The organism is Azospirillum rugosum (genome assembly GCF_017876155.1).
GTDB lineage: Bacteria > Pseudomonadota > Alphaproteobacteria > Azospirillales > Azospirillaceae > Azospirillum > Azospirillum rugosum.
In genome coordinates, this window is the sequence record NZ_JAGINP010000013.1 from 132,402 (window position 1) to 155,929 (window position 23,528).

General features: G+C 68.5%; 19 protein-coding genes and 1 riboswitch. Of the genes, 8 read left to right on the forward strand and 11 right to left on the reverse strand.

Features of this window, described 5'->3' with window-relative positions; translation table 11 throughout:
• Positions 1-22 precede the first annotated feature (22 nt).
• Positions 23-526: a dihydrofolate reductase gene (locus J2851_RS18510; RefSeq protein WP_209767875.1), complete on the forward strand. Its 504-nt coding sequence runs from the start codon at positions 23-25 to the stop codon at positions 524-526.
• Between the two features lie 635 nt (positions 527-1,161).
• On the opposite strand, the gene gshB is transcribed toward J2851_RS18510, so the two are convergent.
• The 4 genes from gshB to rsmI are packed head-to-tail and all read right to left on the reverse strand — an operon-like array spanning position 1,162 to position 4,367.
• Positions 1,162-2,118, reverse strand: a complete 957-nt coding sequence (gene gshB / locus J2851_RS18515) for a glutathione synthase (protein WP_209767876.1) — start codon at positions 2,116-2,118, stop codon at positions 1,162-1,164.
• Positions 2,119-2,166: 48 nt separating this feature from the next.
• Complete coding sequence (locus tag J2851_RS18520) at positions 2,167-3,000, reverse strand: SirB1 family protein (protein ID WP_209767878.1); 834 nt, start codon at positions 2,998-3,000, stop codon at positions 2,167-2,169.
• A 51-nt stretch (positions 3,001-3,051) separates the two neighbouring features.
• A complete protein-coding gene (locus J2851_RS18525; protein ID WP_209767879.1) occupies positions 3,052-3,420 on the reverse strand; it encodes a YraN family protein in 369 nt (122 codons plus the stop codon).
• On the reverse strand, positions 3,417-4,367 hold the full coding sequence (gene rsmI, locus J2851_RS18530) for a 16S rRNA (cytidine(1402)-2'-O)-methyltransferase (protein WP_307419685.1): 951 nt from the start codon (positions 4,365-4,367) through the stop codon (positions 3,417-3,419). Before rsmI ends, J2851_RS18525 begins: the two co-directional genes overlap by 4 nt.
• A 107-nt stretch (positions 4,368-4,474) precedes the next feature.
• On the opposite strand from rsmI, the gene J2851_RS18535 reads away from it, so the two are divergent.
• Positions 4,475-5,548 (forward strand): penicillin-binding protein activator, encoded by a 1,074-nt coding sequence (locus tag J2851_RS18535; protein ID WP_343206596.1) that lies wholly within the window; start codon positions 4,475-4,477, stop codon positions 5,546-5,548.
• Between the two features lie 39 nt (positions 5,549-5,587).
• Here J2851_RS18535 and J2851_RS18540 read toward each other — a convergent pair whose 3' ends face one another.
• Positions 5,588-6,103 carry a phasin family protein gene (locus J2851_RS18540; protein ID WP_209767881.1) on the reverse strand — a complete coding sequence of 172 codons (516 nt, stop codon included), beginning with the start codon at positions 6,101-6,103 and terminating at the stop codon, positions 5,588-5,590.
• Between the two features lie 132 nt (positions 6,104-6,235).
• Complete coding sequence (gene metZ / locus J2851_RS18545; RefSeq protein WP_209767882.1) at positions 6,236-7,444, reverse strand: O-succinylhomoserine sulfhydrylase; 1,209 nt, start codon at positions 7,442-7,444, stop codon at positions 6,236-6,238.
• Between the two features lie 76 nt (positions 7,445-7,520).
• Positions 7,521-7,600: riboswitch (SAM riboswitch) on the reverse strand.
• 182 nt (positions 7,601-7,782) lie between these two features.
• On the opposite strand from metZ, the gene J2851_RS18550 reads away from it, so the two are divergent.
• On the forward strand, positions 7,783-8,211 hold the full coding sequence (locus J2851_RS18550; protein WP_209767883.1) for an STAS domain-containing protein: 429 nt from the start codon (positions 7,783-7,785) through the stop codon (positions 8,209-8,211).
• Positions 8,212-8,296: 85 nt separating this feature from the next.
• Positions 8,297-8,479, forward strand: a complete 183-nt coding sequence (locus J2851_RS18555) for a hypothetical protein (protein WP_209767884.1) — start codon at positions 8,297-8,299, stop codon at positions 8,477-8,479.
• A 79-nt stretch (positions 8,480-8,558) separates the two neighbouring features.
• Here the strand turns inward: J2851_RS18555 and J2851_RS18560 are convergent, their stop codons facing one another.
• Positions 8,559-12,053, reverse strand: coding sequence for an FAD-dependent oxidoreductase (locus J2851_RS18560; protein ID WP_209767886.1), 3,495 nt, complete (start codon positions 12,051-12,053; stop codon positions 8,559-8,561).
• Positions 12,054-12,244: 191 nt separating this feature from the next.
• Here J2851_RS18560 and J2851_RS18565 point away from each other — a divergent pair, with 191 nt between their 5' ends.
• A complete protein-coding gene (locus tag J2851_RS18565) occupies positions 12,245-13,327 on the forward strand; it encodes a COX15/CtaA family protein (RefSeq protein WP_209767888.1) in 1,083 nt (360 codons plus the stop codon).
• A gap of 79 nt (positions 13,328-13,406) precedes the next feature.
• On the opposite strand, the gene J2851_RS18570 is transcribed toward J2851_RS18565, so the two are convergent.
• Positions 13,407-15,032 (reverse strand): response regulator, encoded by a 1,626-nt coding sequence (locus tag J2851_RS18570; RefSeq protein ID WP_209767889.1) that lies wholly within the window; start codon positions 15,030-15,032, stop codon positions 13,407-13,409.
• A 272-nt stretch (positions 15,033-15,304) separates the two neighbouring features.
• Between J2851_RS18570 and J2851_RS18575 the strand changes: the two genes are divergently transcribed.
• Positions 15,305-16,015, forward strand: a complete 711-nt coding sequence (locus J2851_RS18575; RefSeq protein ID WP_209767890.1) for an orotate phosphoribosyltransferase — start codon at positions 15,305-15,307, stop codon at positions 16,013-16,015.
• 46 nt (positions 16,016-16,061) lie between these two features.
• Here J2851_RS18575 and J2851_RS18580 read toward each other — a convergent pair whose 3' ends face one another.
• The 3 genes from J2851_RS18580 to J2851_RS18590 all read right to left on the reverse strand — a co-directional run bounded on the left by J2851_RS18580 (position 16,062) and on the right by J2851_RS18590 (position 20,643).
• A complete protein-coding gene (locus J2851_RS18580; protein WP_209767891.1) occupies positions 16,062-17,870 on the reverse strand; it encodes a glycoside hydrolase family 17 protein in 1,809 nt (602 codons plus the stop codon).
• 324 nt (positions 17,871-18,194) lie between these two features.
• Positions 18,195-18,968 (reverse strand): ferredoxin--NADP reductase, encoded by a 774-nt coding sequence (locus J2851_RS18585; RefSeq protein ID WP_209767892.1) that lies wholly within the window; start codon positions 18,966-18,968, stop codon positions 18,195-18,197.
• 232 nt (positions 18,969-19,200) lie between these two features.
• Entirely contained in the window at positions 19,201-20,643 is a 1,443-nt protein-coding gene (locus J2851_RS18590; RefSeq protein ID WP_209767893.1) for a helix-turn-helix domain-containing protein, read from the reverse strand.
• Positions 20,644-20,839: 196 nt separating this feature from the next.
• Between J2851_RS18590 and aceA the strand changes: the two genes are divergently transcribed.
• On the forward strand, positions 20,840-22,117 hold the full coding sequence (aceA, locus tag J2851_RS18595; RefSeq protein ID WP_209767894.1) for an isocitrate lyase: 1,278 nt from the start codon (positions 20,840-20,842) through the stop codon (positions 22,115-22,117).
• Between the two features lie 659 nt (positions 22,118-22,776).
• Entirely contained in the window at positions 22,777-23,340 is a 564-nt protein-coding gene (locus J2851_RS18600; RefSeq protein WP_209767896.1) for a DJ-1/PfpI family protein, read from the forward strand.
• The last annotated feature ends 188 nt before the right edge of the window (positions 23,341-23,528 follow it).

Below are 23,528 nucleotides of genomic sequence, written 5' to 3' on the forward strand. Positions count from 1 at the left end.
GAACAACGAAAGAGGGCAGGGGATGCGGATCAGTCTTGTGGTGGCGGTGGCGCGCAACGGCGTGATCGGCCGCAACGGCACCCTGCCCTGGCACCTGCCCGGCGACCTGAAGCGCTTCCGGGAGCTGACGATGGGCAAACCCATCCTGATGGGCCGCCGCACCTGGGAGTCGCTCCCCCGCAAACCACTCCCCGGCCGCGACAACCTCGTCGTCAGCCGCAGCGTCCCGGCGGGGGAGCGCAACGGCGCCGTCTGGTTCAGCGGCCTCGCCCCGGCCCTGTCCTGGTGCCGCGACCGCAGCGTCCCCGAGGTCAGCGTGATCGGCGGCGCCGAACTCTTCCGCGAAACCCTGCCGCTCGCCGACATCCTCCACCTGACCCGCGTGGAGCAAGACGTCGACGGCGACACCCACATGCCCCCCCTCGGCCCGGATTGGGTGGAGACGCAATACGGCCCGCTCCAGACCGAAAACGGCCTCCCCTACCGCTACGTCGATTGCGTGCGTCGTCCACACCCCGCCACTTGATCCCCTCTCCCCTCCGGGGAGAGGGTAGGGTGAGGGGGTCCCGCACCTTTCAGTGCTTCCCACGACGCCGACACTACGCACACCCCCTCTCCCGCCCCGGGAGAGGGAAGGGGCCCACGAAGTGGGAAGGGTGAGGGTACCGCCAAGGATCAAGGCGCTGATCCTTGGCTTCACCCTCACCCGGCGCTGCGCGCCATCGGTCGCTCGCAAGTCTCGCGACCGCGCTCCACCTACGGTCGCCTTTGGCGCCCGTCCGGCCTTCGGCCGTCGGTTCCGCGCCTCTCCCGGGACGGGAGAGGGGACCCACGAACTCCTCGGCTCCGTGCCACGTCCGGCACGCGCGCATCCCCCTCACCCTAACCCTCTCCCCGGAGGGGAGAGGGAAGATGTTCCTTGCGGCGTGCGTGATGAGGCGACTGTGTTGCCACGTCGCCAACCGCCATGATAGGCTTATTTTCCTTCAATAAGCCCAGGCCGAAACCACGATGCACCACGCCGCCGCAACCAACCCCGCTCTCGGGAATGGTCTGCGCACGGCGAATGAAACATCACGCGTTTTCGTGTTTCACAGCGTTTCAAACGTCGCATTCGGAGCAGCGCGAGGGGACACCATCCCCTCGCCTACGCCCCACCCCTCAGCCCGCCTTGTTCTCGCGATACCGCCGCTCGATGGCGTCCCACAGCGTGGCTTCCAGCGCCGAGCCATTCAGCCGGTTGATCTCCTGGATGCCGGTCGGCGAGGTCACGTTGATTTCGGTCATGTAGTCGCCGATCACGTCGATGCCGACGAACAGCAGACCCTTCTTGCGCAGGACCGGGCCGATGGCCTTGCAGATCTCCTGCTCGCGCGGGGTCAGGTCGGTCTTCTTGGCGCTGCCGCCGGCGTGGAAGTTGGCGCGCGCCTCGCCGTCCTGGGGCATGCGGCTGACGGCACCGGCCGGCTCGCCGTCGATCAGGATGATGCGCTTGTCGCCCTGGCGGATCTCCGGCAGGTACTTCTGCACGATCACCGGCTCGCGGTAGAGCTGGGTGAAGAGTTCCAGGAGCGAGCCGAGGTTCTCGTCATCCGGCTTCAGGTGGAAGACGCCGGCGCCGCCGTTGCCGAACAGCGGCTTGACGATGATGTCCTTGTACTGGGCGCGGAAATCCAGGATGGCCTGCTTGTCGCTGGTGATCAGCGTCGGTGGCATCAGGTCGGGGAAGTGGGTGACGAACAGCTTCTCCGGCGCGTTGCGCACCTCGGCCGGGTCGTTCAGCACCAGGACCTTGGGCTGGATGTGCTCCAGCAGGTGGGTGGCGGTGATGTAGGCCATGTCGAAGGGCGGGTCCTGGCGCATCAGCACCACGTCCATGGTCGACAGGTCCACCAGCTTGGCCTCGCCCAGCGTGTAGTGGGCGCCCTTCTGCCGGACGACGGTCATCTCCCGCACGCGGGCGGTCAGCGTGTTGCCGGTCAGGCTGAGGTCGCGCGGGTGGTAGTGGTACAGCGTGTGCCCGCGCTTCTGCGCCTCCAGCGCCATCATGAAGCTCGAGTCCGTGTCGATGTTGATGGACTCGATGGGGTCCATCTGGAAGGCGACGGCAAGGCTCATGCGGGCAATCTCCGAAACGGGCGTCGTTGGGATTCAGGAAAACGGGCGTTAGTTCAGGCGGTTCTTCAACTGCTGGATCAGCGTGGCGGTCTGGTGGCGGTGCCGGTCGCTGTCGGTCAGCTCCATGAAGGTTTCCAGCGCCGCGATGGCGGCGCCCAGGTTGTTGCTGTGCGCCTCCAGAAGGCCGGTCTCGCGCCACAGCGACGGCTCCCGGGGAGCGAACAGGCGCATGGCCTCCAGCACCTCCAGCGCCTTGGGCACGTCGTGGGCGGAGAGGTGGCGCAGCTTGATGTTGTTCTGAAGCCGCAGCAGCACGTCGCGGTTCGACACGGGCTGGTAATGGCCGGGCTCCAGCTCCGCCGCACTCCCGGCGGTGGCCTTCAGCAGGTCGCGCAGGTCCACGGCGGTGCGCACCTGCCCCTCGTTGAAGGGGTCCAGGATGGCGCGGGCGCCGTCGGCGTCCATGCGGACGAGGAAATGGCCGGGGAAGTTCAGGCCCATGATCGGCCAGCCCTGCGACCGGGCGGCGTGCATGAACAGGATGCCCAGCGCCACCGGCAGCCCGCGGCGGCGGTCGATGACGCGCAGCAGGTTGGCGTTCTGCAAATCGTCGTAGGTGTCGTGGTCGCCGCCGTAGCCGTGCCGCTCCACGATCACCTCGTGCAGCAGGGCGATTCGGGTCTCCAGGCTGTCGACGGCGGGGTTGGTGCGCTGGGCCAAGTCGTCCACGATGGTCGCGATGTGCCGGCGGTAATCCTCCAGCGCGACGTTCGGCAGTTCCAGACTGCCGAGCGCCAGGGCGGCCTCCGCCAGGTCGATCTCGTCGTCCGGCTGCTGCCCCACGCGGCGCAGGATCTCGCGGGCTTCGGCGCGGCTGGTCAAAAGGGCGTCCCTCTCGATGAAACGGGGCCAGAAAGGATGGGCCTTCCGGTCCTAAACGCGCCAGGCGTCCTCAAGGTGGCGCGGCCAGGACCAAGGGGTAACGAGCATGACGTCGAAGCGCAAGGCATAGCCCGCATATTGGGGGTGCGCGGCCAGATAGACATGCGCGGCGCGCGCAAGCCTGCCGCGCTGCCGGGCGCTGACCGCCTCGCTGGCGCTGGCCCAGTCGGCGCGCGCCTTCACCTCCACGACGGCCAGCGTCGTGCCGCGCCGGGCCACGATGTCGATCTCGCCCATGGGCGTGCGCAGGCGGCTGTCCAGGATGCGGTATCCCTTCAGCCGCAGGGCCAGCCGGCACAGCTGCTCGGCGAAGCGCCCGAAGCCCTCGGCCCGGCGGCGCAGCGCGGTGGGGGCCGTCACGGCTTCTCCCCCCTCTCCTCCCGCGCCAGCTCCAGCGCGCGGGCGTACACGGCGCGCTTGTGCTGGCCGGTGCGGGCGGCCACGTCGGCGGCGGCGTCGCGCACCGACAGGCGGGTCAGCGCCTCGCGCAGCAGGGCGTCCACGTCGGCCTCGGTCGGGGCGGCCTCCTCGCCGGGCGGGCCGATGACCAGCACGACCTCTCCTTTGGGTGGCCCATGCTCCGCGTAATGGGCCGCCAGCTCCGGCAGGGTGCCGCGCCGCACCTCCTCGTACAGCTTGGTCAGCTCGCGGGCCACGGCAGCCTCGCGCGGCCCCAGGATGTCGGCGAGGTCGGCCAGCGACTCAGGGAGTCGCTGCGGCGACTCGAAGAAGACCAGCGTGGCCGGCACGCCCTTCAGCTCCCCGGCGGCGGCGCGGCGGGCGCTGCTCTTGTTGGGGAGGAACCCCGCGAACAGGAAGCGGTCGGTCGGCAGGCCGGACAGCACCAGCGCGGCCAGCGGGGCCGAGGCGCCGGGCAGGGTGGTGACCGCCACGCCTTCCGCCACGCACTCCCGCACCAGCTTGTAGCCGGGGTCGGAGACCAGCGGCGTGCCGGCGTCGGTGACCAGCGCGATGGATTCGCCCGCCTTCATGCGGCCGATCAGGACCGGACGCATCTTGGCCGCGTTGTGTTCATGGTAGGAGACGAAGGGCGTGTGGATGCCGTGGATGCCCATCAGCTTGGCCGTCACCCGCGTGTCCTCGCAGGCGATGGCGTCGGCGCGCTTCAGCACATCGAGCGCGCGCAGCGTGATGTCGGCGGCGTTGCCGATGGGGGTCGCGACGACATAAAGGCCGGCGCCGAGTTTACTTGCGGCCCTCGGCTCGCTACCTTCAGCGTCACTAGAGGCCTGGGGTCCCCGGACGGGATCCTGCGCCGGACCGGATGTGGAGATCGTCGGTGGCACGCTTGACAACACCTTTCTCGCGCGCTCGGGGGCGGCACGCTGCCGCCGCACTGTTGGTTGTTGGCATGCTTTCGGCCTGCTCGTCGAATGTAAAGGCCCCGGCGCCCGTGACTCAAGCGCCTCCAGCCGCCCCGGTCGTTCCCGTCGAACCGCAGGTTGCCAAGGTGGCGATCCTGCTGCCGCTGTCCGGCCCCAACGCGCAGATTGGCCAGTCCCTGCTGGAGGCGGCGCAAATGGCGCTGTTCGACCTCGCCGGCGACCGGTTCGAGCTGCTGCCCCGCGACACCAAGGGGACGCCGAACGGCGCCGCCGACGCCGCCCGGCAGGCGGTTTCGGAGGGGGCGCGCCTGATCCTCGGCCCGCTGTTCGCCGCCGACGTGGCGGCGGTGCGGCCCATCGCCCAGAACGCGAACGTGGAGGTGCTGGCCTTCACCAACGACTGGACCCAGGCCGGCAACGGCACCTACGTCATGGGCTTCGTGCCCGGCGACCAGGTGAACCGCGTGGTCGGCTTCGCCAAGTCCCGCGGGGTCACCCGCTATGTGGCGCTCGCCCCGCGCAACGCCTACGGCGACGCGGTGGTCACCGCGCTCCAGAACACGACCCGGCAGCTCGGCGGGCAGGTGGCGCAGGTGGAGCGCTACGACCCGGCGGTGACCGACCTCAGCCTGCCGGCCAAGCAGGTGACCCAGGCGGGCGTGCAGCCGCAGGCGGTGATGCTGGCCGAAGGCGGCCCGCGCGCCCAGGGGCTGGCCAACGCGCTGGCCGCCAACGGTGTCAACCCGCAGCAGGTGCGGCTGCTCGGCACCGGCCTGTGGGACGACCCGACCCTGGGGCAGGAGCCGGCGCTGAACGGCGCCTGGTTCGCCGCCCCGGCGCCGCAGACCCGCGCCGACTTCGAGCAGCGCTTCGAGCAGACCTACGGGCACAAGCCGCCGCGCATCGCGACGCTGTCCTACGACGCGACGGCGATCGCCGCGGTGCTGACCAAGATGAACGCCGCGGCCCCGTTCGACCGCACGGCGCTGACCAACCCCAGCGGTTTCGAGGGCATGGACGGCCTGTTCCGCCTGCGCCCGAACGGGCAGGTGGAGCGCGCGCTGGCCGTGCTGGAGGTCGCCCCCAATGGCGCCCGCGTCCTCGACCCGGCGCCGTCCAGCTTCGAACTGCTGGGGCAGTGAGGGAAAGCCCTTCCCCTGGCGGGGGAAGGGCGGAACTTGCTAGGAGTTCGCCCGCGCCAGACGGCGGGCGTTGGCCCGGACGGTGCGGTAGGCCGGGGTCATGCCGGCGTGGGTCAAGTCGGCGGCCGACTCGACCAGGTAGATGGCGGCGTGCAGGCCGGCCTCGAAGGACTCGGTCAGGGCGCGGCGCTGAAGCTCGATGAGGTCGGCGGGGGAGCGGCACTGGCCGAGACCGGTGACCAGATGCATCGCCGTCTGCAACTGGCCCTGGACCAGGGTGAACCAGGCCTGGTGCGCCTCGCCCACGCCCTTGGCGACGGCGTGGGTGGCCTCCACCATCGCCTCCACCTTTTCCGAGCCCATGCGGATGAACTCCGGGTTGGCGAGGTCGATGGGATTGCCGAGCGCTGCGGCCATCATGGCGGTGCGGTAGCCGATGGTCTGGGCGGCGGCCACGCCCATTTCCCCGGTCTTGACGCTGGTGCGGGTCAAGTCCCCCGCCACCGCGAGCAGGCGTTCCGTCGGTTCGCCGTTGCCGGCCTTGCGTCTCGCCATAACCCTGCACCTCATCCGGAAAAGAAAAGACCCGGAGCCAACGCTGCACTGCAGCATTTGGTTCCGGGTCGATCCTTACAATGAGATGCGCCCACGCGTCCAGCGCGCGGTTGGGCCATCAGATCGCGGCCATCAGATCGCGGCCAGGGCGCGGTCCAGGTCCTCGATGATGTCCTGGGCGTCCTCCAGCCCGACGGACAGGCGCAGCAGGTTCGGCGTGATGTTCGCCGCCACCTTCTCCTCCGGCGTCAGCTTGGAGTGGGTGGTGGTGTCCGGGTGGGTGATCAGGCTCTTCGCGTCGCCCAGGTTGTTGGAGATCATCACCATCTGGAGGTCGTTCAGCGCCCGGAAGGCTTCCGCCTTGCCGCCCTTCAGGAAGATGGACAGCATGGTGCCGCCGCCGGTCATCTGGCTGCGGACGAGGTCGTGCTGGGGGTGACTGACCAGGCCCGGGTAGAGCACGCGCTCGACCTTCGCGTGGCCTTCCAGGAACTCCGCGACCTTCAGGGCGGACGCGCTCTGCGCCGCGACGCGCAGCTCCAGCGTCTCCAGCCCCTTCAGCAGGATCCAGGCGTTGAAGGGCGAAATGGTCGGGCCGGTGTGGCGCAGGTAAGGATGGATCACCTCCGCCCCGTACTTCTTGTCGTTGGTCAGGATGACGCCGCCCAGACAGCGACCCTGGCCGTCGATGTGCTTGGTGGCCGAATAGACGACCACGTCGGCGCCCATTTCGAACGGGCGCTGGAGAACCGGCGTGGCGAAGGCATTGTCCACCACCACCTTGGCCCCGGCCTTGTGGGCGAGCGCGCTGACGGCGCGCAGATCCACGACCTCAAGGCCCGGGTTGCTCGGCGTCTCCAGGAACACGGCCTGGGTCGGCTTGGACAGGGCGGCCTCCCACTGGGAAAGGTCGGTGCCGTCGACGAACACCGCTTCCACGCCGAAGCGGGCCGACAGCTCCTTGATCACCCAGTAGCAAGAGATGAACAGCGAGCGCGGCGCCACGATGCGGTCGCCGTGGCGCAGGTTGCACCAGAGTGCCGCGTGCACAGCGGCCATGCCGGTGGTGGTGGCGTAGGCCCATTCCGCGCCCTCGTACTCCGCCAGCCGGTCCTCGAACATGGCGGTGGTCGGGTTGCGGAAGCGCGAATAGACATGGCGGCTGCCGTCGTTGGCGAAGGCGTGCTCCGCCTCCTCGGCCGAGCCGTAGACGTAGCCGGAGGTCTGGAACAGCGCCTCGGAGGTCTCGTCGAAGCCGGAGCGGCGGATGCCGCCGTGGACCAGCTTGGAACGGGGACGGAGCCCGGCGACGTTCGGAGTGCGATGATCGGTGCGTGCCATGACCGCTTGATTCCCTTTGTCCGCCGGCGGGGCCGACCGGCCAAACAAAAAACGCCCCGACCGTTCGGGTCGAGGCGCGGATGCGGCTCGGACCTTTTTAGCGGGTTGTTTTACGTGGCCCGCAAGCCGGTCGACCAAATCACCACGTGCACCGCTTTTAGGACCCGCGGCGTCCCCCCGTCAAGACCGAAGCGCGGGTCTTGGCGCGCATGGCTGCGTCAACAACCCGCAGGCGTATGCGCCCGGCGTCCCTTGCCCGGTGCGGGTTGCGGTTGGATCATAAGGCCAGCCGACCAGGGACCGCCGGCCGGGGCTCACCGACCAGGAAGTGCGCAACGATGCAGTATCGCCTGGACAACGAGGAACACTTCGCCCGCCTCGTGCTGACCGGCCGCTTCACCGGCCTAGACGCCGACCCGGTGCGCCGGGTGATCGCCGACCTGAAGCAGGGGCAGGGGCGGCATTGCCTGCTCGACCTCACGGGGCTGGAGTTCATCGACAGCGCCGGCATCGGCATGCTTCTGGTCATCAACGGGGAGGCCGCGTCGGCCGGCAAGCATCTGGCGATGCTGTCGGGCAGTGGGCAGGTGCGGAAAACCGTCGAGCTGACCCGGATCGCCATGATCATCCCGGTCTTCGAAACGGTCGGCGACTATCTCACCGTCCAAGTGCCGGAGGCCGTGCTGGCCGCGGCCCACCCCTGCGCTCCCGGCGAGGATCCGCTGGCCGTCGCCGCCCGCGCGCTGAAGGTCACCGCCGGTCGGTAGCCGGGCCTTCCGGATAGGGGACTCGCGCCGGGGTGGCGTGGTCCCCATGTCCGGACATGTCCGTTCCATGCGGGGGAGGCACAGGATGGTTCATCTTCGGGACACGCTGAAATCGGAGGCCGCGAAGGCCGCCGCGCGCGAGGGCCGCTCGCTCGACCAGTTCGTGAACGAGGCCGTCGAGGAAAAGCTTCGCCACACGCGCCACGTCACCACCATCCAGGATCGCGGCGCGCCCCTGGAGGACGACGGAGTCGAAGCGGCGCGGTAAAGAAAATCACCACAGAGACACGGAGACACAGAGATATCCGCCCCTCTGTGTCTCCGTGTCTCTGTGGTGAAAACCAGCGTCATCCCTTCCGCAGTCCGGCCTGACGCAGGCAGCGGTCGATCCATTGCGCGGTCAGCTTTTCCTGCACGGCGTTCTGCTGAAGCCGCTGGTTCAGGTTCGTGAAGTCCACGCGGTCCAGGTTCTGGTCCTGGTTGAAGCAGGAGAAGACCACCTCTTCCTTCCCCGTCGCCGGGTCCGTGTGCCGTTGCAGGCACTGGGCGCAGATCTCCTTCATCATGCATTGCATGGGGGAGTTGATGGAGCCGATGCCGATGTGGCCCGGCTTCAGGAAGGGTTTCAGCACCCCGTGCCGTGCCGCGCCCACCGCCGCCATCATGCGGTCGGAGCCGATGGCGACGATGCGGTCCACATCCTCCAGCCGCACATCCACCAGCCCCAGCTCGCCCGCCGCATAGGCGCGCATCGCCTCCACGATGTTGCCGACGATGGCCTTGTCGCCGGGGCGGGTGGGGGTGAAGCCCGGGGCCTCGTCGCAGCACCAGATAACGCGGTCGGCGGCGGCCTCGATCTGGTCCACCTTGTAGCGGTCCTCGATCCGCTTGTAGCCGGCGAAATAGACGACCTTGCTACCCCGCGCCCGGCAGGCCTGCCCGATGGAGAACAGCACCGCGTTGCCCAGCCCGCCGCCGACAAGGCAAACGGTTTCCCCCTCCGGAATCTCGGTCGGCGTGCCGGTCGGCCCCATGACGACCACCGGGTCGCCGGGCTTGAGAACCGCGCAGAGGTCGGACGATCCGCCCATCTCCAGCACGATCATCGACAGCAGCCCGGCCTCCCGGTCCACCCAGGCGCCGGTCAGGGCAAGGCCTTCCATGGCGAGTGTGGTCCCATCAATCCGCTGCGACAGCGTTTCGAAATTTTGCAGGCGATAGAACTGTCCGGGTTCGAAACGACGCGCGGCGGCCGGGGCTTTCACCACCACCTCCACGATGGTCGGGGTCAGGCGGGCCACATGGTGCACGGTCGGCCGCAGGTCGGCGTTCAGCCGCCGGACGAGATCGGCGGCCTGCACGGGCGAAGGCGCGCGGCGGGCCAGCGCGCGGCTGACCACCGGGTAGCCTTGCTTTGCCCCGCCCATCGCCTTCACCACGTTGCCGGAGAAGGACGGGTGCAGGTCGCCGAAGAAGCTGAGGAAGCGGCCGTCCGGCGCGCGGGCCATCAGCACGCGGGCCTCGGCCGGCTTGCACAGCCGCTCCGGCGTCACCGGGTTGCCGTCCTCGTCGATGGCGCGGAAGGTGCGGCCGTCCAGCTCCACCCACTCCGGCTCCTCGCGGGCCAGCACGGTGTTGGGCTGGGTGCCGGCGGCGACCAGGATGGTGCGGGCGGGGATGCGCGCGTCCACCGCGGCCGGCGCCACCACCCCGTCCGGCCCGACCGGGTTGAGGGCGAGGTGGATGGCCTGGGCTGCTCCTGTCCCGTCGATCTCCACGCCGCGCGGGGTGGCGCATTCCAGGAAGCGGATGCCCTCGGCCAGCCCATGCGCCACCTCCTCGTGGTTCAGGGTGTAGCTGGGGCTGTCGATCAGGCGGCGGCGGTAGGCGATGGTCGAGCCGCCCCAGCCTTGCAGCAGAGCCAGCACGCGCGCCTCCCGCCCCTCCGCTGCCGCAGCGGAGCGCTCGGCACGGATCGCGCGGGCGTGGGCCAGGAACTCGTCGGCCGTCTCCGCCTCGACCGGGGTCCAGCGCGCGCGGGCGGCGTCCTCGCCCTTCTCCGCGGCCAAAGTTTCGTAGCGGGCCAGGAACTTCTCGACCTGCACGGGGTAGTAGGCCAGCGCCTCCGTCGCCGTGTCGATGGCGGTCAGGCCGCCGCCGATGACGACAATGGGAAGCCGGACCTGCAGGTTGGCGACGCTGTCCGCCTTGGCCGCCCCGGTCAGCTGCAGGGCCATCAGGAAGTCCGAGGCCTGCCGCACCCCGCGCGCCAGCCCGTTCGCCATGGGGATGACCGTCGGCTTTCCGGCGCCCATGCACAGCGCGACGTGGTCGAAGCCCATCGCCAGCGCGTCGTCGATGGTGAGCGTCCCGCCGAACCGCACGCCGCCGATGATCGACATGCGCGACCGCCGTTCCAGCAGCAGCCGGATGACCTTCAGGAAGTTCTTGTTCCAGCGCACGGTGATGCCGTATTCGGCCACCCCGCCGAAGCCGGCCATCACCCGCTCGTCCAGCCGGTCGAACAGGTCGTGCACGTCGCGGATCGGGCGGAAGGGCACGCGCGTGCCGCCGGGCAGCACGCCGGACAGGCCGGCGGGCAGCGGTTCGATTTTCAGCCCGTCGACGCCGACCACCGTGTGGCCGTCGTTCATCAGGTGGTGCGCCAGCGTGAAGCCGGCCGGCCCCAGCCCGACCACCAGCACCTTGTACCCGCTGTCCGGCCGCATCAGCGGGCGGCGCAGGTCCAGCGGGTTCCAGCGCGTCAGCAGGCTGTAGATCTCGAAGCCCCAGGGCAGCTCCAGCACATCCTTCAGCGTGCGGGTTTCCGCCTGCGGGATGTCCACGGGCTCCTGCCGCTGGTAGATGCAGGCCTTCATGCAGTCGTTGCAGATGCGATGGCCGGTGCCGGCGCACATGGGGTTGTCCACCACCACCATGGCCAGCGCCCCGATCGGCACACCCCCCGCCTTGAGGGTGTGCATCTCCGAGATTTTTTCCTCCAGCGGGCAGCCGTTCAGCGGCACGCCGAAGGCGCTCTTCTGGAATTCCCCTGTCTTGCGGTCGCGCAGGCCCTTGGAGCAGCTGTCCTTGCCCTGGTTGTGGCACCAGATGCAGTAGTTGGCCTCGTCCAGCGCCCCGGCCAGGTCAGTGCCGGGATCGGTGAGATGAAAGCCTTGTCGGTCATGAAGGGCCTGCTCCGGCAGGCGCATCATGGTGACGCCGTGCAACTCCACCGTCTCCACGGGCACGAGATGCTGCGGGTCGGTCTTGTGCGGCAGCTGGAACAGCACGCCGGCCCCGTGCTTGGCGCGCCCGGCCTCGGTGAACAGCGCCCAGGCGGCGTAGCGGGCGGCGGTGTCCAGCTGGGCGGCGTGCGCCGCTTCGTCCTCCATCCAGGCGTTCAGCTGGCGGGCGAGGCCAATCTCGGTCAGCGGCGCGCCCAGCCAGTCCTCCAGCCGGGCGGCCAGCTCCGCCCCGTCCAGTCCCGCCACGGCGTCCGGCTTCACCGCCTTGGCGGCCCGGCGCTGCACGAACAGGCGCTTGGCGCTGTAGAGCGGCGCCAGGTCCGTGTGGCGCGCCCGCAGCTCCTCCAACTCGGCCCGGATGCCGAACAGGGTGGCGAGGAAATCCTCCAGATGGGGGCCGAGCGCGATCAGCAGGTCGCTTTCGGACTTGCCGTCCAGCGTGTTGGGCTCGGCACGGGCGGCCAGCAGGCGGTTGGCCAAGTCCCGGTCGGCCTCCGCCAGCCAATCCAGGAAGGCGCGGTCGAGTCGCGCCAAGCCGCCGTGGTCGTACAGGTCCTCGAAGACCAAACCAAAGGCCAGGGAAAGGTCCGCCATCGCCGCTCCGCATCCGAAGCTGTTGGGAACACTAACATTCACAGCGTTGGGCATTTGTAACACCGGGACCACCGCCCTTCACCCGAATCCGGGCCTCCGGTGCCGGTGGTACCCCGTGTCCGTTTGACGCAGCCGGCGACCTTCCCCACATTCCCGGAAGACGCCCGCCCCTTCATCCGGAATACCCCGTCTTGACCGCCATCACCGCTTCCGAAGACGTCCGTTCCCCCGCCTCAACCCGGCCCATTGCCTGGTGGCTGCTGCTTTGCTGCGCCATGGTGCTCGCCATGGCGGTCATCGGCGCGATCACGCGTCTGACCGAATCCGGCCTGTCGATGGTCGAATGGAAGCCGCTGATCGGCATCCTGCCGCCCCTGTCGGAGACGGAGTGGAACCGGGTCTTCGACCTCTACAAGGCCACGCCCGAATACCGGGTCTACAATTCCGCCATGGATCTCGCGGCCTTCAAGAGCATCTTCTGGTGGGAGTGGTTCCACCGCCTCTGGGGCCAGCTGATCGGCTTCGTCTTCCTGATCCCCTTCCTGCGCTTCTGGGTGCAGGGGCGGATCCCGAAGGATCTGTGGCCGAAGCTGGCCGGGCTGTTCCTGCTCGGCGGTCTCCAGGGCGTGATCGGCTGGTACATGGTGAGGAGCGGTCTGGTGAACAGCCCGGAGGTCAGCCACTACCGGCTGGCCCTGCACCTGTCCACGGCGATCCTGATCTACGGGCTGCTGCTGCGCACGGCGCTCGGCATCCTCGACCCGCTGCCGCTCGCCGGCTGGGCCACCGAGTCGCGGCGCCTGCGCCGCCATACCCGCATCGCGCTGGGGCTGGTCGGGGTGACCATCGTCTGGGGCGCCTTCGTCGCGGGGACGGACGCGGGCTTCGCCTACAACAGCTTCCCCCTCATGAACGGCCACGTGATCCCGCCGGAGGTCGGCAACCTGTCGCCCTGGTGGATCAACCCGCTGGAGAACACGGCGGCGATCCAGCTGACCCACCGCGCGCTGGCGCTGCTGACCGGGCTTGTGGTGCTGGCGCTGGTGTTGCGCGTGTGGCTGGCCCGCCTGCCGGGGCGGGCGTACCGGGCGGCGCTGGCGACCGGCGGGCTGGTGCTGGCGCAGATCGCGCTCGGCATCGCCACGCTGCTCAGCGTCGTGTGGATCCCCATCGCCGCCGCCCATCAGGCCGGCGCGATCCTGGTGGTGTCGGGGCTGGTCTGGCTGCTGCACGAACTCCGCCCCATCGTCGCCAAGCCGCCGCGCTGGCGCTGAGCGGGGATTCACCACAGAGACACGGAGACACAGAGGGACTGGTTTCTCTGTGCCTCCGTGTCTCTGTGGTGAAAAACCCTTACTGGGACACAGCCAGCACGCCCTCGCGCTCCAGCACCGTGACGAAGGCGTCCACCACGCGCGGGTCGAAGTGCTTGCCCGACTCGCCGCGGATCAGTTCCAGCACCGCGGTCAGCTCCCACGCCTCCTTGTAGGGGCGGCGGTGGAGCAGGGCGTCGTAGACGTCGGCAACCGCGACGATGCGGCCGGACAGCGGGATGGCGTCGCCGGCCAGCCCGCCGGGATAGCCGGTCCCGTCGAACTTCTCGTGGTGGCTCTCCGCGATCTCCGCCCCCAGCGTCAGGTAGCTGCGCCCGCCGACGAGGCCGGAGGCGTCGCGCAGGATGCGCCCGCCCATGGCGGCGTGCTCGCGCATCTGCCGCATCTCCTCGGCGTCCAGCTTGCCCGGCTTGCGCAGGATGCTGTCGGGGATGCCCACCTTGCCCACGTCGTGCAGCATGCTGGCCATGCCGATCAGCTCGCAGAACCGGTCGTCGACGAGGCCGGGGAAGCTGCCGCGCCCCTGAAGCTCCCGCGCGATGGCGGTGGCCCAGCGGCCGATGCGCTTGACGTGGTCGCCGGTGACCTCGTCCTTGTATTCCGCCAGCTTGCCGAGCGCGTGCACGGTCGCCAGCTGTGCCAGCCGCAGCTGCTCGTACAGGAAGACGTTGTCGAAGCTGATCGCGGCCTTCTTGCAGAAGATTTCGACCATCCGCCGGTCCATGTCCGACAAGGGCTCGTGGCCGCAGAGGCAGAGTGCGCTGGCCGCGTGGTCGCGCCCGCGCAGCGCGATCACGCTGTGCCGGCCGCCGAAGACGCTGGCCCCGTCCCGCAGCGCCGTTGCGACGTCGGCGGCCACGCCCGCCTCCACCGCCCCGTCGACCGGACGGCCCGCCATGTCGGCGAAGCGGCCGGAGCCGGCGAGGATTTCGGCCTCCGCGCTTTCGCCCGGCAGGGCGCACAGGATCGCCCCGTCCAGCTCCGGCAGCAGTCCGGCCGCCTGCCGCACGATCCCCTCGGCCAACCCTGGCAGGGAGCGCTGCTTGAACAGCGTGTCGGCGGCCTGCACCACCGTCTCCAGGCCGCGGCGGCTCTGGTCGATGGTCGAGATGTGCTGGAAGGAGCGGAGCGCCGCCACCGTGGTGGTGAACAGCTTCTGCGCGGTCAGCTCGCTCTTCGCCTTGTAGTCGTTGATGTCGTAGGCGACGATCACCTGCCGCTCCGGCGCTTGGCCGGGCTGGCCGGTGCGCAGGATGATGCGCACCTGGCGGTTGCCCATCTCCTCCCGGATGAAGCGGACGAGCTTCAGGCCGGCGTCGTCGGTCTCCATCACCACGTCCAGCAGCACGGCGGCGATGTCGTCGTGTTCGTGCAGGATCGCGCGCGCCTCCGCCCCGGAATGGGCGGACAGGAAGCGCAAAGGCCGGTCGTCGAACCTCACGTCGCCCAGCACCACGCGGGTGATCGCGTGCACCTCCGTGTCGTCGTCGACGATCAGGATCTTCCAGGGCTTCACCGCCCGCGCGGCGCGGGCGGCGGCAATGTCGGGAGGATCTTCGTCGGCGAACAACAGGTCGTCGCCGTCCAGGGCGCCGTCGTCCAGGGCGCCGTCGTCCAGGGCGCCGTCGTCCAGGGGGTCCGCCATCGCCGTCGCTCCCGCAAAATCCGCCGAAAACACACAATTTGTCTCAAGAGCCATTTCTCCGCTTGCTAAGCGGGCCTTGTCAACTGCGCCGGGGTGCGACACAGAGGGTGCGACACAGCGGAACCGCAACGGGCACGCGCGCCCGAATTACCGATTCGGGGTACCGCGAACGCCCATGGAGGGATGCGGGTTGGGGGGTTGCGGCCCTTCGGCAATGGGCAGTCAATCGGGAGCAAATCGGGGAGACGCAACCGCCAGCGAAGGGGGACGCCATGATACCGGATGCCTGGGACATCGAACTGCGCGAAGGGGCCCTCACTGTGGCCCGCCATCTGATCGAGACCGGCTGCGTCCGGTACGATCCGCACCATCTCTGCCGCCACGGCTCGGGGCTGGTCAGCCCGGTCCATCTGGAAGGACGCCGCCTGCTCTCCTACCCCGCGGCGCGCAATGAGATCCTGGATTTCGCCGTGCGCATGATCGAACAGGAGGTCGGCGGGCGCGAGCTGGACGCCATTGCGGCGGGGGAAGGGGCGGGCGTGCCCTGGGCGACGCTGATCGCCGACCGGCTCGACCTGCCCTTCGTTTTCGTGCGCAAGGAGGCACCAGAGGGGGAGCAGGAGTACAAGCACCGCATCGAGGGGCGGGTGGAGCCCGGCTGGCGAGTCCTGCTGGTGGAGCAGCTGGCCGCCGACGGCCACCGCAAGGCCCGCTTCGCCCAGCCGCTGAAGGAGGCCGGCTGCGACGTGCGCGACGTCTTCGTGCTGTTCCAGTACGGGATCTTCGACGAGATCCACGAACACCTCGCCCCGCTGGGCATCACCATGCACGCGCTGGCGACCTGGTGGGACGTGCTGGAGGTGGTGAACCGCGGCCACTACCTGGACGGCGAGGCCCAGGGCGAGATCCACGCCTTCCTCCACGACCCCAAGCGCTGGACCGCCGAACACCAGGAGAAGCGGGGCCGCCACAAGGTGGCGTGATCCTTGAAATCCCCTCTCCCGCCAGCGGCGGGAGAGGGGGGACGTGTCACTCCCCGGCGACCCGCACCCACTGACCGGCGCGGGCCGGTTCGCGGACGCGGGCGGACAGGACCGCCGCGCCGTAGGGGACCGCCAGCAGAAGCTGCAACGCGGCCCAGGCCAGCGCCTCCAGGTTCGGCTGCGCCCAGTCGACCTCGTGCAGCGCCTCCAGGAACGGAAGCTGCCCATAGATCAGCGACTCCAGCGGGACGAAGCCCTCGGCGATCACAGTCAGGACCGCGCCCAGCACCAGCAGGCCGGCCAGCGCGGCCTCCACCGGCATGCGGCGGACGGCGGCGCACAGGCTGCGGGCCGGGCTGTCGGCGACCGGGACGGCCGGCCGGAACAGCGCGCCGACGCCGTAGGCGGCGAGCCACCCGGTGCCCGGCGGCCGGCGCACGGCGCGCACCGCGCCCAGCACCAGCAGGCCGAGCGCCGGCAGGGCGAAGTACGGGTTCGGGAAGTCGCGGTAGCGGCCGTCGAACACGATCAGGAAGGACCAGACCAGCGCCAACGCCGTCAGCGCCAGGGTGGCGGCGCGTCCCACCCGCTCCGTACGCGTCAGGGCCGGGCGGCCGCGCAGGGACGCCAGCGGCTCCAGCGCCAGCTCCCCGCTGTTCAGCGTGCGCCACACGGCCAGCAGCACGGTCAGCGACAGCAGGCCGGTCAGCGCCAGCATGCCGCCGGCCAGCGTCACGTCCTGCCAATAATGCTTGCCGTGCATGGCCGCGTACACCGCGTGGACGTACAGGCCGGACAGCGCCTGCGCCAGGAATGCCAGCGCCGCGTACGCCCCAAAGCTCAGCGTACGCCCGCGCAGGCCCAGCCCGGCGACCAGCACCACCGCCAGCGCCGTGGAGATGCCGAACAGCAGCGGCCAGCGCTTGTTCTCCACCACCGGCCCGGCCAGCGAGAACTTGGCCTCGCGGTCCGCGCCGTAGAGCCCCCAGTGGCCGCCGACCGTGCCCTCCAGCTTGGCCTTCCACCCCTGGTCGAAGGCCTCGATCACGTTGTAGTCGAAGCCCTCCTGCTGGGCGAGGCGGACGAAGCCGTTGACGAACTTCGCCTTGTTGACCAGCCCGGTGACGGCGGCCCCGCGCGACCGGCCGGCGGTCGGCCAGCCCGTCTCGCCGACCAGGATCGGCTTGCCGGGGAAGCGCTGCGCGATGGTGCGGTAGCTGCTGCGGATGCGCTCCTGCGCGCCGGCGACGTCGGTCGGCACATCCTCCCAATAGGGCAGCAGGTGGATGGTCAGGTAATCGACATGGTCCGCGATCTGCGGGTACTTCAGCCACCATTCCCACACGTCGGCGTAGGACACGGGCTGCTTCACCGCCGCCTTCACGCGGTCGATGTAGCCGGCGACCTGCTCCGCCGTCAGCTCGCGGCGCAGCAGCACCTCGTTGCCGACGATCACGCGCGTGATCACGTCCGGGTAGCGGTTGGCGAGGTCGATGAGGGACGCGACCTCCGCCTCGTTCTTGTCCAGCTTGGACGACAGCCAGGCGCCCATGGTGACGGTCATGCCGTGCTTGCGCGCCAGCTCCGGCACCACCTCCAGCCCTTCCAGCGAGGTGTAGGTGCGCACGCCCGCCACCTGCGGGGCGAGTGCCGCCAGATCCTCATCGATCTGTTCCGTCGTGGGAAAGACCTGCGTCAGCGGACTCTGCCCGTCGCGGAAGGGCGCGAAGGACACGCTTTTCAGCTTGCCGCCGGGCGGCGGGTCGAGCGGGACCGGCTGGTTGGACAGCGACCAGACGGCAAGGTTCGCGAGGCCGGCCAGCACGAGCACGGCGAGGAGCTTGATGATTCGCATGGAGGGGATGTCTACACGAAAGTGCGGTGTGGCGGAACAGCGTGGGTCGGAACAAGCATCGGCCGGAACCCCTGCCATGAAATGAAAAGGGCGCGCCCCCGGGTGGGAGGCGCGCCCGTCAAGGTCCGGTCAAGGATTGATGACGTGCCATCGTCACGTCGACACCAACACCATCCCCTTCCGGCTTATTCCATGGAATTCACCACCAAGACACCAAGGCACCAAGATCATCGAACCCGATCCAGCGTGGCTGCCGGTCCGCTCGCAAGCCCGGCGCGCTTCACCTTGGTGTCTTGGTGCCTTGGTGGTGAAAATCCTGGTTCCTTACCGCTCCACAAAGGCTTTTTCGATCACGTAATGACCGGGTTCGCCGTTGTGGCCCATCTTGAAGCCCATGCCGTCCATGATCGAGGCGGTTTCGTCCAGCATCGCCGGGCTGCCGCAGATCATCACGCGGTCGGCCTCGCGGTCGAAGGGCGTCAGGCCGACGTCGCTGAACAGCTTGCCGCTGCGGATCAGGTCGGTGATGCGGCCCTGGTTGCGGAAGGGCTCGCGCGTCACGGTCGGGTAATAGATCAGCTTCTGCTTCACGTCCTCGCCGAAGAACTCGTTCTCCGGCAGGACGTTGCCGATCAGGTCGTTGTAGGCCAGCTCGCCCACCGTGCGGGTCGTGTGGGTCAGCACCACCTTGTCGAACCGGGCGTACATCTCCGGGTCCTTGATGATGCTGAGGAACGGGGCGAGGCCCGTGCCGGTGCTGAGCAGGTACAGGTTGCGGCCCGGCAGCAGGTTGTCGGTCACCAGCGTGCCCGTCGCCTTGCGGTTGACCAGCAGCGTGTCGCCTTCCTTCAGGTGCTGGAGGCGCGAGGTCAGCGGGCCGTCCTGCACCTTGATGGAGAAGAACTCCAGCGTCTCCTCATAGCTGGCGCTGACCATGCTGTAGGCGCGCAGCAGGGGCCGGCCGTTCACCTCCAGGCCGATCATGGTGAACTGTCCGGGATCGAAACGGAACGAGGGATCGCGCGTGGTGGTGAAGCTGAACAGCGTGTCCGTCCAGTGGTGAACGCGCAGCACGCGTTCGTGAAGAATGTTGCTCATGTGATCCGCAGGTCCGTTTCGCCAAGTCCGGTTTCGCCAAGTCCGATTCGGTGGCCGGCTCGCCCGTGGCTTTCAGGGGCCGGTGTTCAGAAGCCCAATGGTGAGAAGTAAGCCATGCCGCAATGCGGCATGCGTCATTAACAGGGAAATAGTCAACAAGCCACTAATTTATACCTACAATTATGTTGTGGTTTTTCCCTAACCACAAAGTGTTATTGCGGAATACGCGCCCTCACTCGCCGGCCGGCGGGGCGAACAGGTAGGGGGACAGGCCGCGCAGGTTCTCGTCCACGATCAGCCGGTGATTCAAGGGCGGGAAGGCCCGTTGCGAGCAGTCCAGGCGCGGGCAGAGCCGGCAATTCACGCCGATCGGAGTCGCGGCTTCGGTGTTTTCCAGGTCGAACCCGTCGGCGTAGGTGATCTGCCCTGCGTGCTGCACATCGCAGCCAAGCGCGATGGCGAACTGTTGCGGCGGGCTGCGGAAGCCGCCGCCGGCCTTCACCACCGTCCGCGCGATGGAGAAGTAGGTCGTGCCGTCCGGCATCTGCGCCAACTGGCTGTGGATTTTTCCGGGCGTGCGGAAGGCGTCGTAGACGATCCAGCGCGGGCAGCCGCCGCCGAAGCGCGCGAAGTGGAAGCCGGCGCCGGAAAAGCGCTTCGACACGTTGCCGGCGCTGTCCACCCGCATCAGGAAGAAGGGAACGCCCTTGGCGCCCGACCGCTGCAAGGTGGTCAGCCGCTGGCACACCTGCTCGAACGAGGCATCGAACCGGCGCCGCAATATTTCGATGTCGTAACGGATTTGCTTCGCCGCGTCCCAGAAGCGGTCATAGGGCATCAGCACCGCCGCCGCGAAATAGTTGGCGAGGCCGATGCGGGCCAGCCGCCGCGCCTCGTCGCCCGACAGGCTGGACCCGTCCACGATGCGGTTCAGCAGGTCGCGGTGGCGCAGCAGGGCGATCTGGCAGGCGAGCTGGAAGTTGCGCCCGGACGGGGCCAGCATCTCCGACAGCAGGATGCGCCGGCCGTGCCGGTCGAATCGGCGCACCGCGTAGCCCATGACGTTCGACGGCAGCAGCCGGACGCGGACGCTGTGGTTGTTCGACAGGTAATCGACCAGCCCGCGGTAGAGGTCGCCTTTCTCCAGCCGGCCCTCTCGCCACAGCTCCTCCGCGGCGGATTCCAGCTCGGGGAAGTGGTTGTTGTTGGCCTGGAACAGGTCGCGCACCTCCTCCTGCGGGAAGGAGGCGTTCTGGACGAGGTGCAGCTTCTCGCGGTCGGCCATCTTCTCGGCCAGCGCCTGCAGGTCGTCGCGGCTGGTGCGGAAGGAGCGGTAGAGCGCCACCACCGCCTGCCCCAGGGTCGGGGCGACCGCCGCCAGCTCCCGGAAGTCCTGGTTCTTGATGTCGGAGCCGTCGAACAGCGGGTCGGCGAAGACCTCCCGCAGGCCGGCGACCAGCCGGCTCTCCTCGTCCTCGGCGAAGGACTGGAGGTCGACGCCGAAGTTCTGGCCCAGCTTCAACAGAAGCGGCACGGTGACCGGGCGCTGGTTGTGCTCGATCAGGTTCAGGTAGCTGGGGGAGATGCCCAGCTGCTCGGCCATCTGCGCCTGGGTCAGCCCGTGGTCGCGGCGCAGCCGCCGCACCTTCGGGCCCAGCATCGCCTTCTTGTCCATCGCCGTCTGGACCCCGTGTCACCGCATCGGTGAATTTACAAGATTTACTGATTTACAGAGATTTTCTGACGGCAGTTTACAAGGTGACCCTTTTACAAACAAGGGCTTGTTGCAAGGCAGCGAAGGCCGTTTTAACTGTCAAGGCATGGACGCGCTGTAAAGCAGCGCCACCTGACGACCAAAAAGGAACCGGACTATGTCGCTCGACGAAAAGACCAAGGCCGCCCTCCGCGCCGCGCGCTACGAAGGCATCAAGCGCGACTACACCATGGACGACGTGAAGCGTCTCAGCGGCTCGGTCAAGATCGAGTACACGCTGGCCGAGCTGGGCGCGCAGCGCCTGTGGGAGCTGCTGAACACCGAGCCCTACATCAACACGCTGGGCGCCCTGACCGGCAACCAGGCCATGCAGGCGGTGAAGGCCGGCCTGAAGGCCATCTACCTGTCGGGCTGGCAGGTCGCCGGCGACGCCAACCTGGCCGGCCAGATGTACCCGGACCAGAGCCTGTACCCGGCCAACTCGGTGCCGGCGGTGGTCGAGCGCATCAACAACACCTTCAAGCGCGCGGACGAGATCCAGACGGCCGAGGGCAAGGGCGACACCTACTGGTTCGCGCCGATCATCGCCGACGCGGAAGCCGGCTTCGGCGGCCCGCTGAACGCCTTCGAGCTGATGAAGGCCATGATCAAGGCCGGTGCTGCCGGCGTGCACTGGGAAGACCAGCTGGCGTCCGAGAAGAAGTGCGGCCACCTCGGCGGCAAGGTGCTGATCCCGACGCAGCAGCACATCCGCACGCTGAACGCCGCCCGCATGGGCGCCGACGTCTGCGGCACCTCGACCCTGGTGATCGCCCGCACCGACGCCGAGTCGGCGCAGCTCATCACCTCGGACATCGACGAGCGTGACCATCCCTTCATCGACTTCGACGCCGGCCGCACCTCGGAAGGCTTCTACCGCCTGAAGACCGGCATGGGTGTCGACCATTGCATCGCCCGCGGCCTGTCCTACGCGCCCTACTCCGACCTGCTGTGGTGGGAGACCTCCAAGCCGAACCTCGACGACGCCCGCAAGTTCGCCGAAGCGATCCGCAAGGAGTTCCCGAACAAGCTGCTGGCCTACAACTGCTCGCCGTCCTTCAACTGGAAGGCCAACCTGGACGACGCGACGATCGCGAAGTACCAGCAGGAGCTGGGCGCCATGGGCTACAAGTTCCAGTTCGTCACGCTGGCGGGCTTCCACTCGCTGAACTACTCGGCCTTCAAGCTGGCCAAGGGCTACGCGGCGCGCGGCATGGCCGCCTACTCGGAGCTGCAGCAGGCGGAATTTGCGGCGGAGGCCGAGGGCTACACCGCGACCAAGCACCAGCGCGAGGTCGGCACCGGCTACTTCGACCTGGTGGCGACCGCGGTGTCGGGCGGCCAGTCCTCCACCACCGCCTACAAGGACTCCACCGAGGCCGACCAGTTCCATTGATCGGCTCGGGCCGATCAGCAGATTGATCGGCTCGGGCCGATCAGCAGGCTGATCGGTTGGTGTTCGCCGGTCACCGGGCGGCTGTTTCACGCCAGCCGCCCAACCCGACCGGTGTTTTGCCGGACGCCGCGGCGGCGCCCCGAGCCCGCCACGACGACCGGTTGGTTCCCGATCCGGTGTGCGAGCCGGATCTCTTCGAACGGCTGACGCTATCGACTCATCACCGGCCGGGGGCTCTCCCCCGGCCGTTTTTTCGTCCCCGGTTTTCGTCCCCGGTTTTTGTCACCGGCCAGGGTGGAGCCGCAGCCGCGCCGTCGCGGCATGGCTGACCTGCGCAGCACCACCCCTCACATCGGGAAATCCTTGCTTAAGTCTTGAGCGCAGCCGCAAAAACGCCTTATCCGCCGGCATGGCCCCAGGTGCCCAGGCGTTGGTTGCGGTGCGGAATAAGGCATTGACTTGGGACCTCTTTGGGGCCACTTGTGTTCCATGCTCACAACAAACCGATCAGGGGCCTGAACGCCCCAGCGCCGGACTTCTCAGCATTGAGGACCGGCTGCGGGTCCCGTCGCCGTGCAAACACTTGCGCGGCGAGCGCCGTTTCTTTTTCCTCCCGGCGGCCCGCGCACCTAGGTTGAACGATGAAAGGACTGGACAGTATGGATCAACCCCTCGCAGGAAAGAGCATTGCCATTCTCGTGGCCAACGGTTTTGAGGAACTTGAGATGACGGAGCCGCAGCGTGCTCTGCTCAAGACCGGGGCTGCTCTGCGTACGATTTCTCCCGAACAGGGTCTGGTGAACGGCTGGCACGGCAAGTCCTGGGGCCATTACTTCCCGGTTGACAAGCAGGTCGGCGAAGTTCTGGGTGCGGACTACGACATGCTGCTGCTGCCGGGTGGCGAGCGCAGCGTCGCCAAGCTCCAGCAGAGCGCCCACACCCGCCGCATCGTCGGTCACTTCCTGGACGCCGGCAAGCCGATCGCCGCGATCGACCAGGGCATCCAGCTCCTCGCCATCGCGGGCAAGCTGAAGGGCCGCCAGGTGGCTGCTCCCGAGGCCATCCGCGCCGAACTGGAAGCCGCCGGCGCCCAGCCGAGCGACGAGCCGCTGGTGGTGGACAACGTGACGATCACGGCGCTCGGCCACGACCAGCTGGCCGACTTCGTCGAGCAGGTGGTGAAGGTCTTCTCGGACGCCGCCGCCGTTCGCAAGGCCGCCTGACCGGTCCGCGCCTCGCCTTCGAGGAACCCGTCTTTCCTGCGGGTGGACGGCCGCCGCACTCCCCGTGCGCGCGGCCGTTTCGCGTTTCGGGGGATGGGGAGCCGTGGCGTTGATGTCTTTTCCAGGCGACTTTCTGAACGGGATGGTCGACCCAGTGTAATATCAATGAATAATTCGTGTAATCCGTG

Excerpts from the sequence above, each read along its gene's own strand:
- J2851_RS18550 (WP_209767883.1), top strand. The coding sequence starts at position 7,783 with ATGCAGTATCGCCTGGACAACGAGGAACACTTCGCCCGCCTCGTGCTG.
- J2851_RS18585 (WP_209767892.1), bottom strand. The coding sequence starts at position 18,968 with ATGAGCAACATTCTTCACGAACGCGTGCTGCGCGTTCACCACTGGACG.
- J2851_RS18570 (WP_209767889.1), bottom strand. The coding sequence starts at position 15,032 with ATGGCGGACCCCCTGGACGACGGCGCCCTGGACGACGGCGCCCTGGAC.
- J2851_RS18590 (WP_209767893.1), bottom strand. The coding sequence starts at position 20,643 with ATGGACAAGAAGGCGATGCTGGGCCCGAAGGTGCGGCGGCTGCGCCGC.
- aceA (WP_209767894.1), top strand. The coding sequence starts at position 20,840 with ATGTCGCTCGACGAAAAGACCAAGGCCGCCCTCCGCGCCGCGCGCTAC.
- J2851_RS18575 (WP_209767890.1), top strand. The coding sequence starts at position 15,305 with ATGATACCGGATGCCTGGGACATCGAACTGCGCGAAGGGGCCCTCACT.
- gshB (WP_209767876.1), bottom strand. The coding sequence starts at position 2,118 with ATGAGCCTTGCCGTCGCCTTCCAGATGGACCCCATCGAGTCCATCAAC.
- J2851_RS18580 (WP_209767891.1), bottom strand. The coding sequence starts at position 17,870 with ATGCGAATCATCAAGCTCCTCGCCGTGCTCGTGCTGGCCGGCCTCGCG.
- metZ (WP_209767882.1), bottom strand. The coding sequence starts at position 7,444 with ATGGCACGCACCGATCATCGCACTCCGAACGTCGCCGGGCTCCGTCCC.
- J2851_RS18560 (WP_209767886.1), bottom strand. The coding sequence starts at position 12,053 with ATGGCGGACCTTTCCCTGGCCTTTGGTTTGGTCTTCGAGGACCTGTAC.
- J2851_RS18600 (WP_209767896.1), top strand. The coding sequence starts at position 22,777 with ATGGATCAACCCCTCGCAGGAAAGAGCATTGCCATTCTCGTGGCCAAC.
- J2851_RS18540 (WP_209767881.1), bottom strand. The coding sequence starts at position 6,103 with ATGGCGAGACGCAAGGCCGGCAACGGCGAACCGACGGAACGCCTGCTC.
- J2851_RS18555 (WP_209767884.1), top strand. The coding sequence starts at position 8,297 with ATGGTTCATCTTCGGGACACGCTGAAATCGGAGGCCGCGAAGGCCGCC.
- J2851_RS18510 (WP_209767875.1), top strand. The coding sequence starts at position 23 with ATGCGGATCAGTCTTGTGGTGGCGGTGGCGCGCAACGGCGTGATCGGC.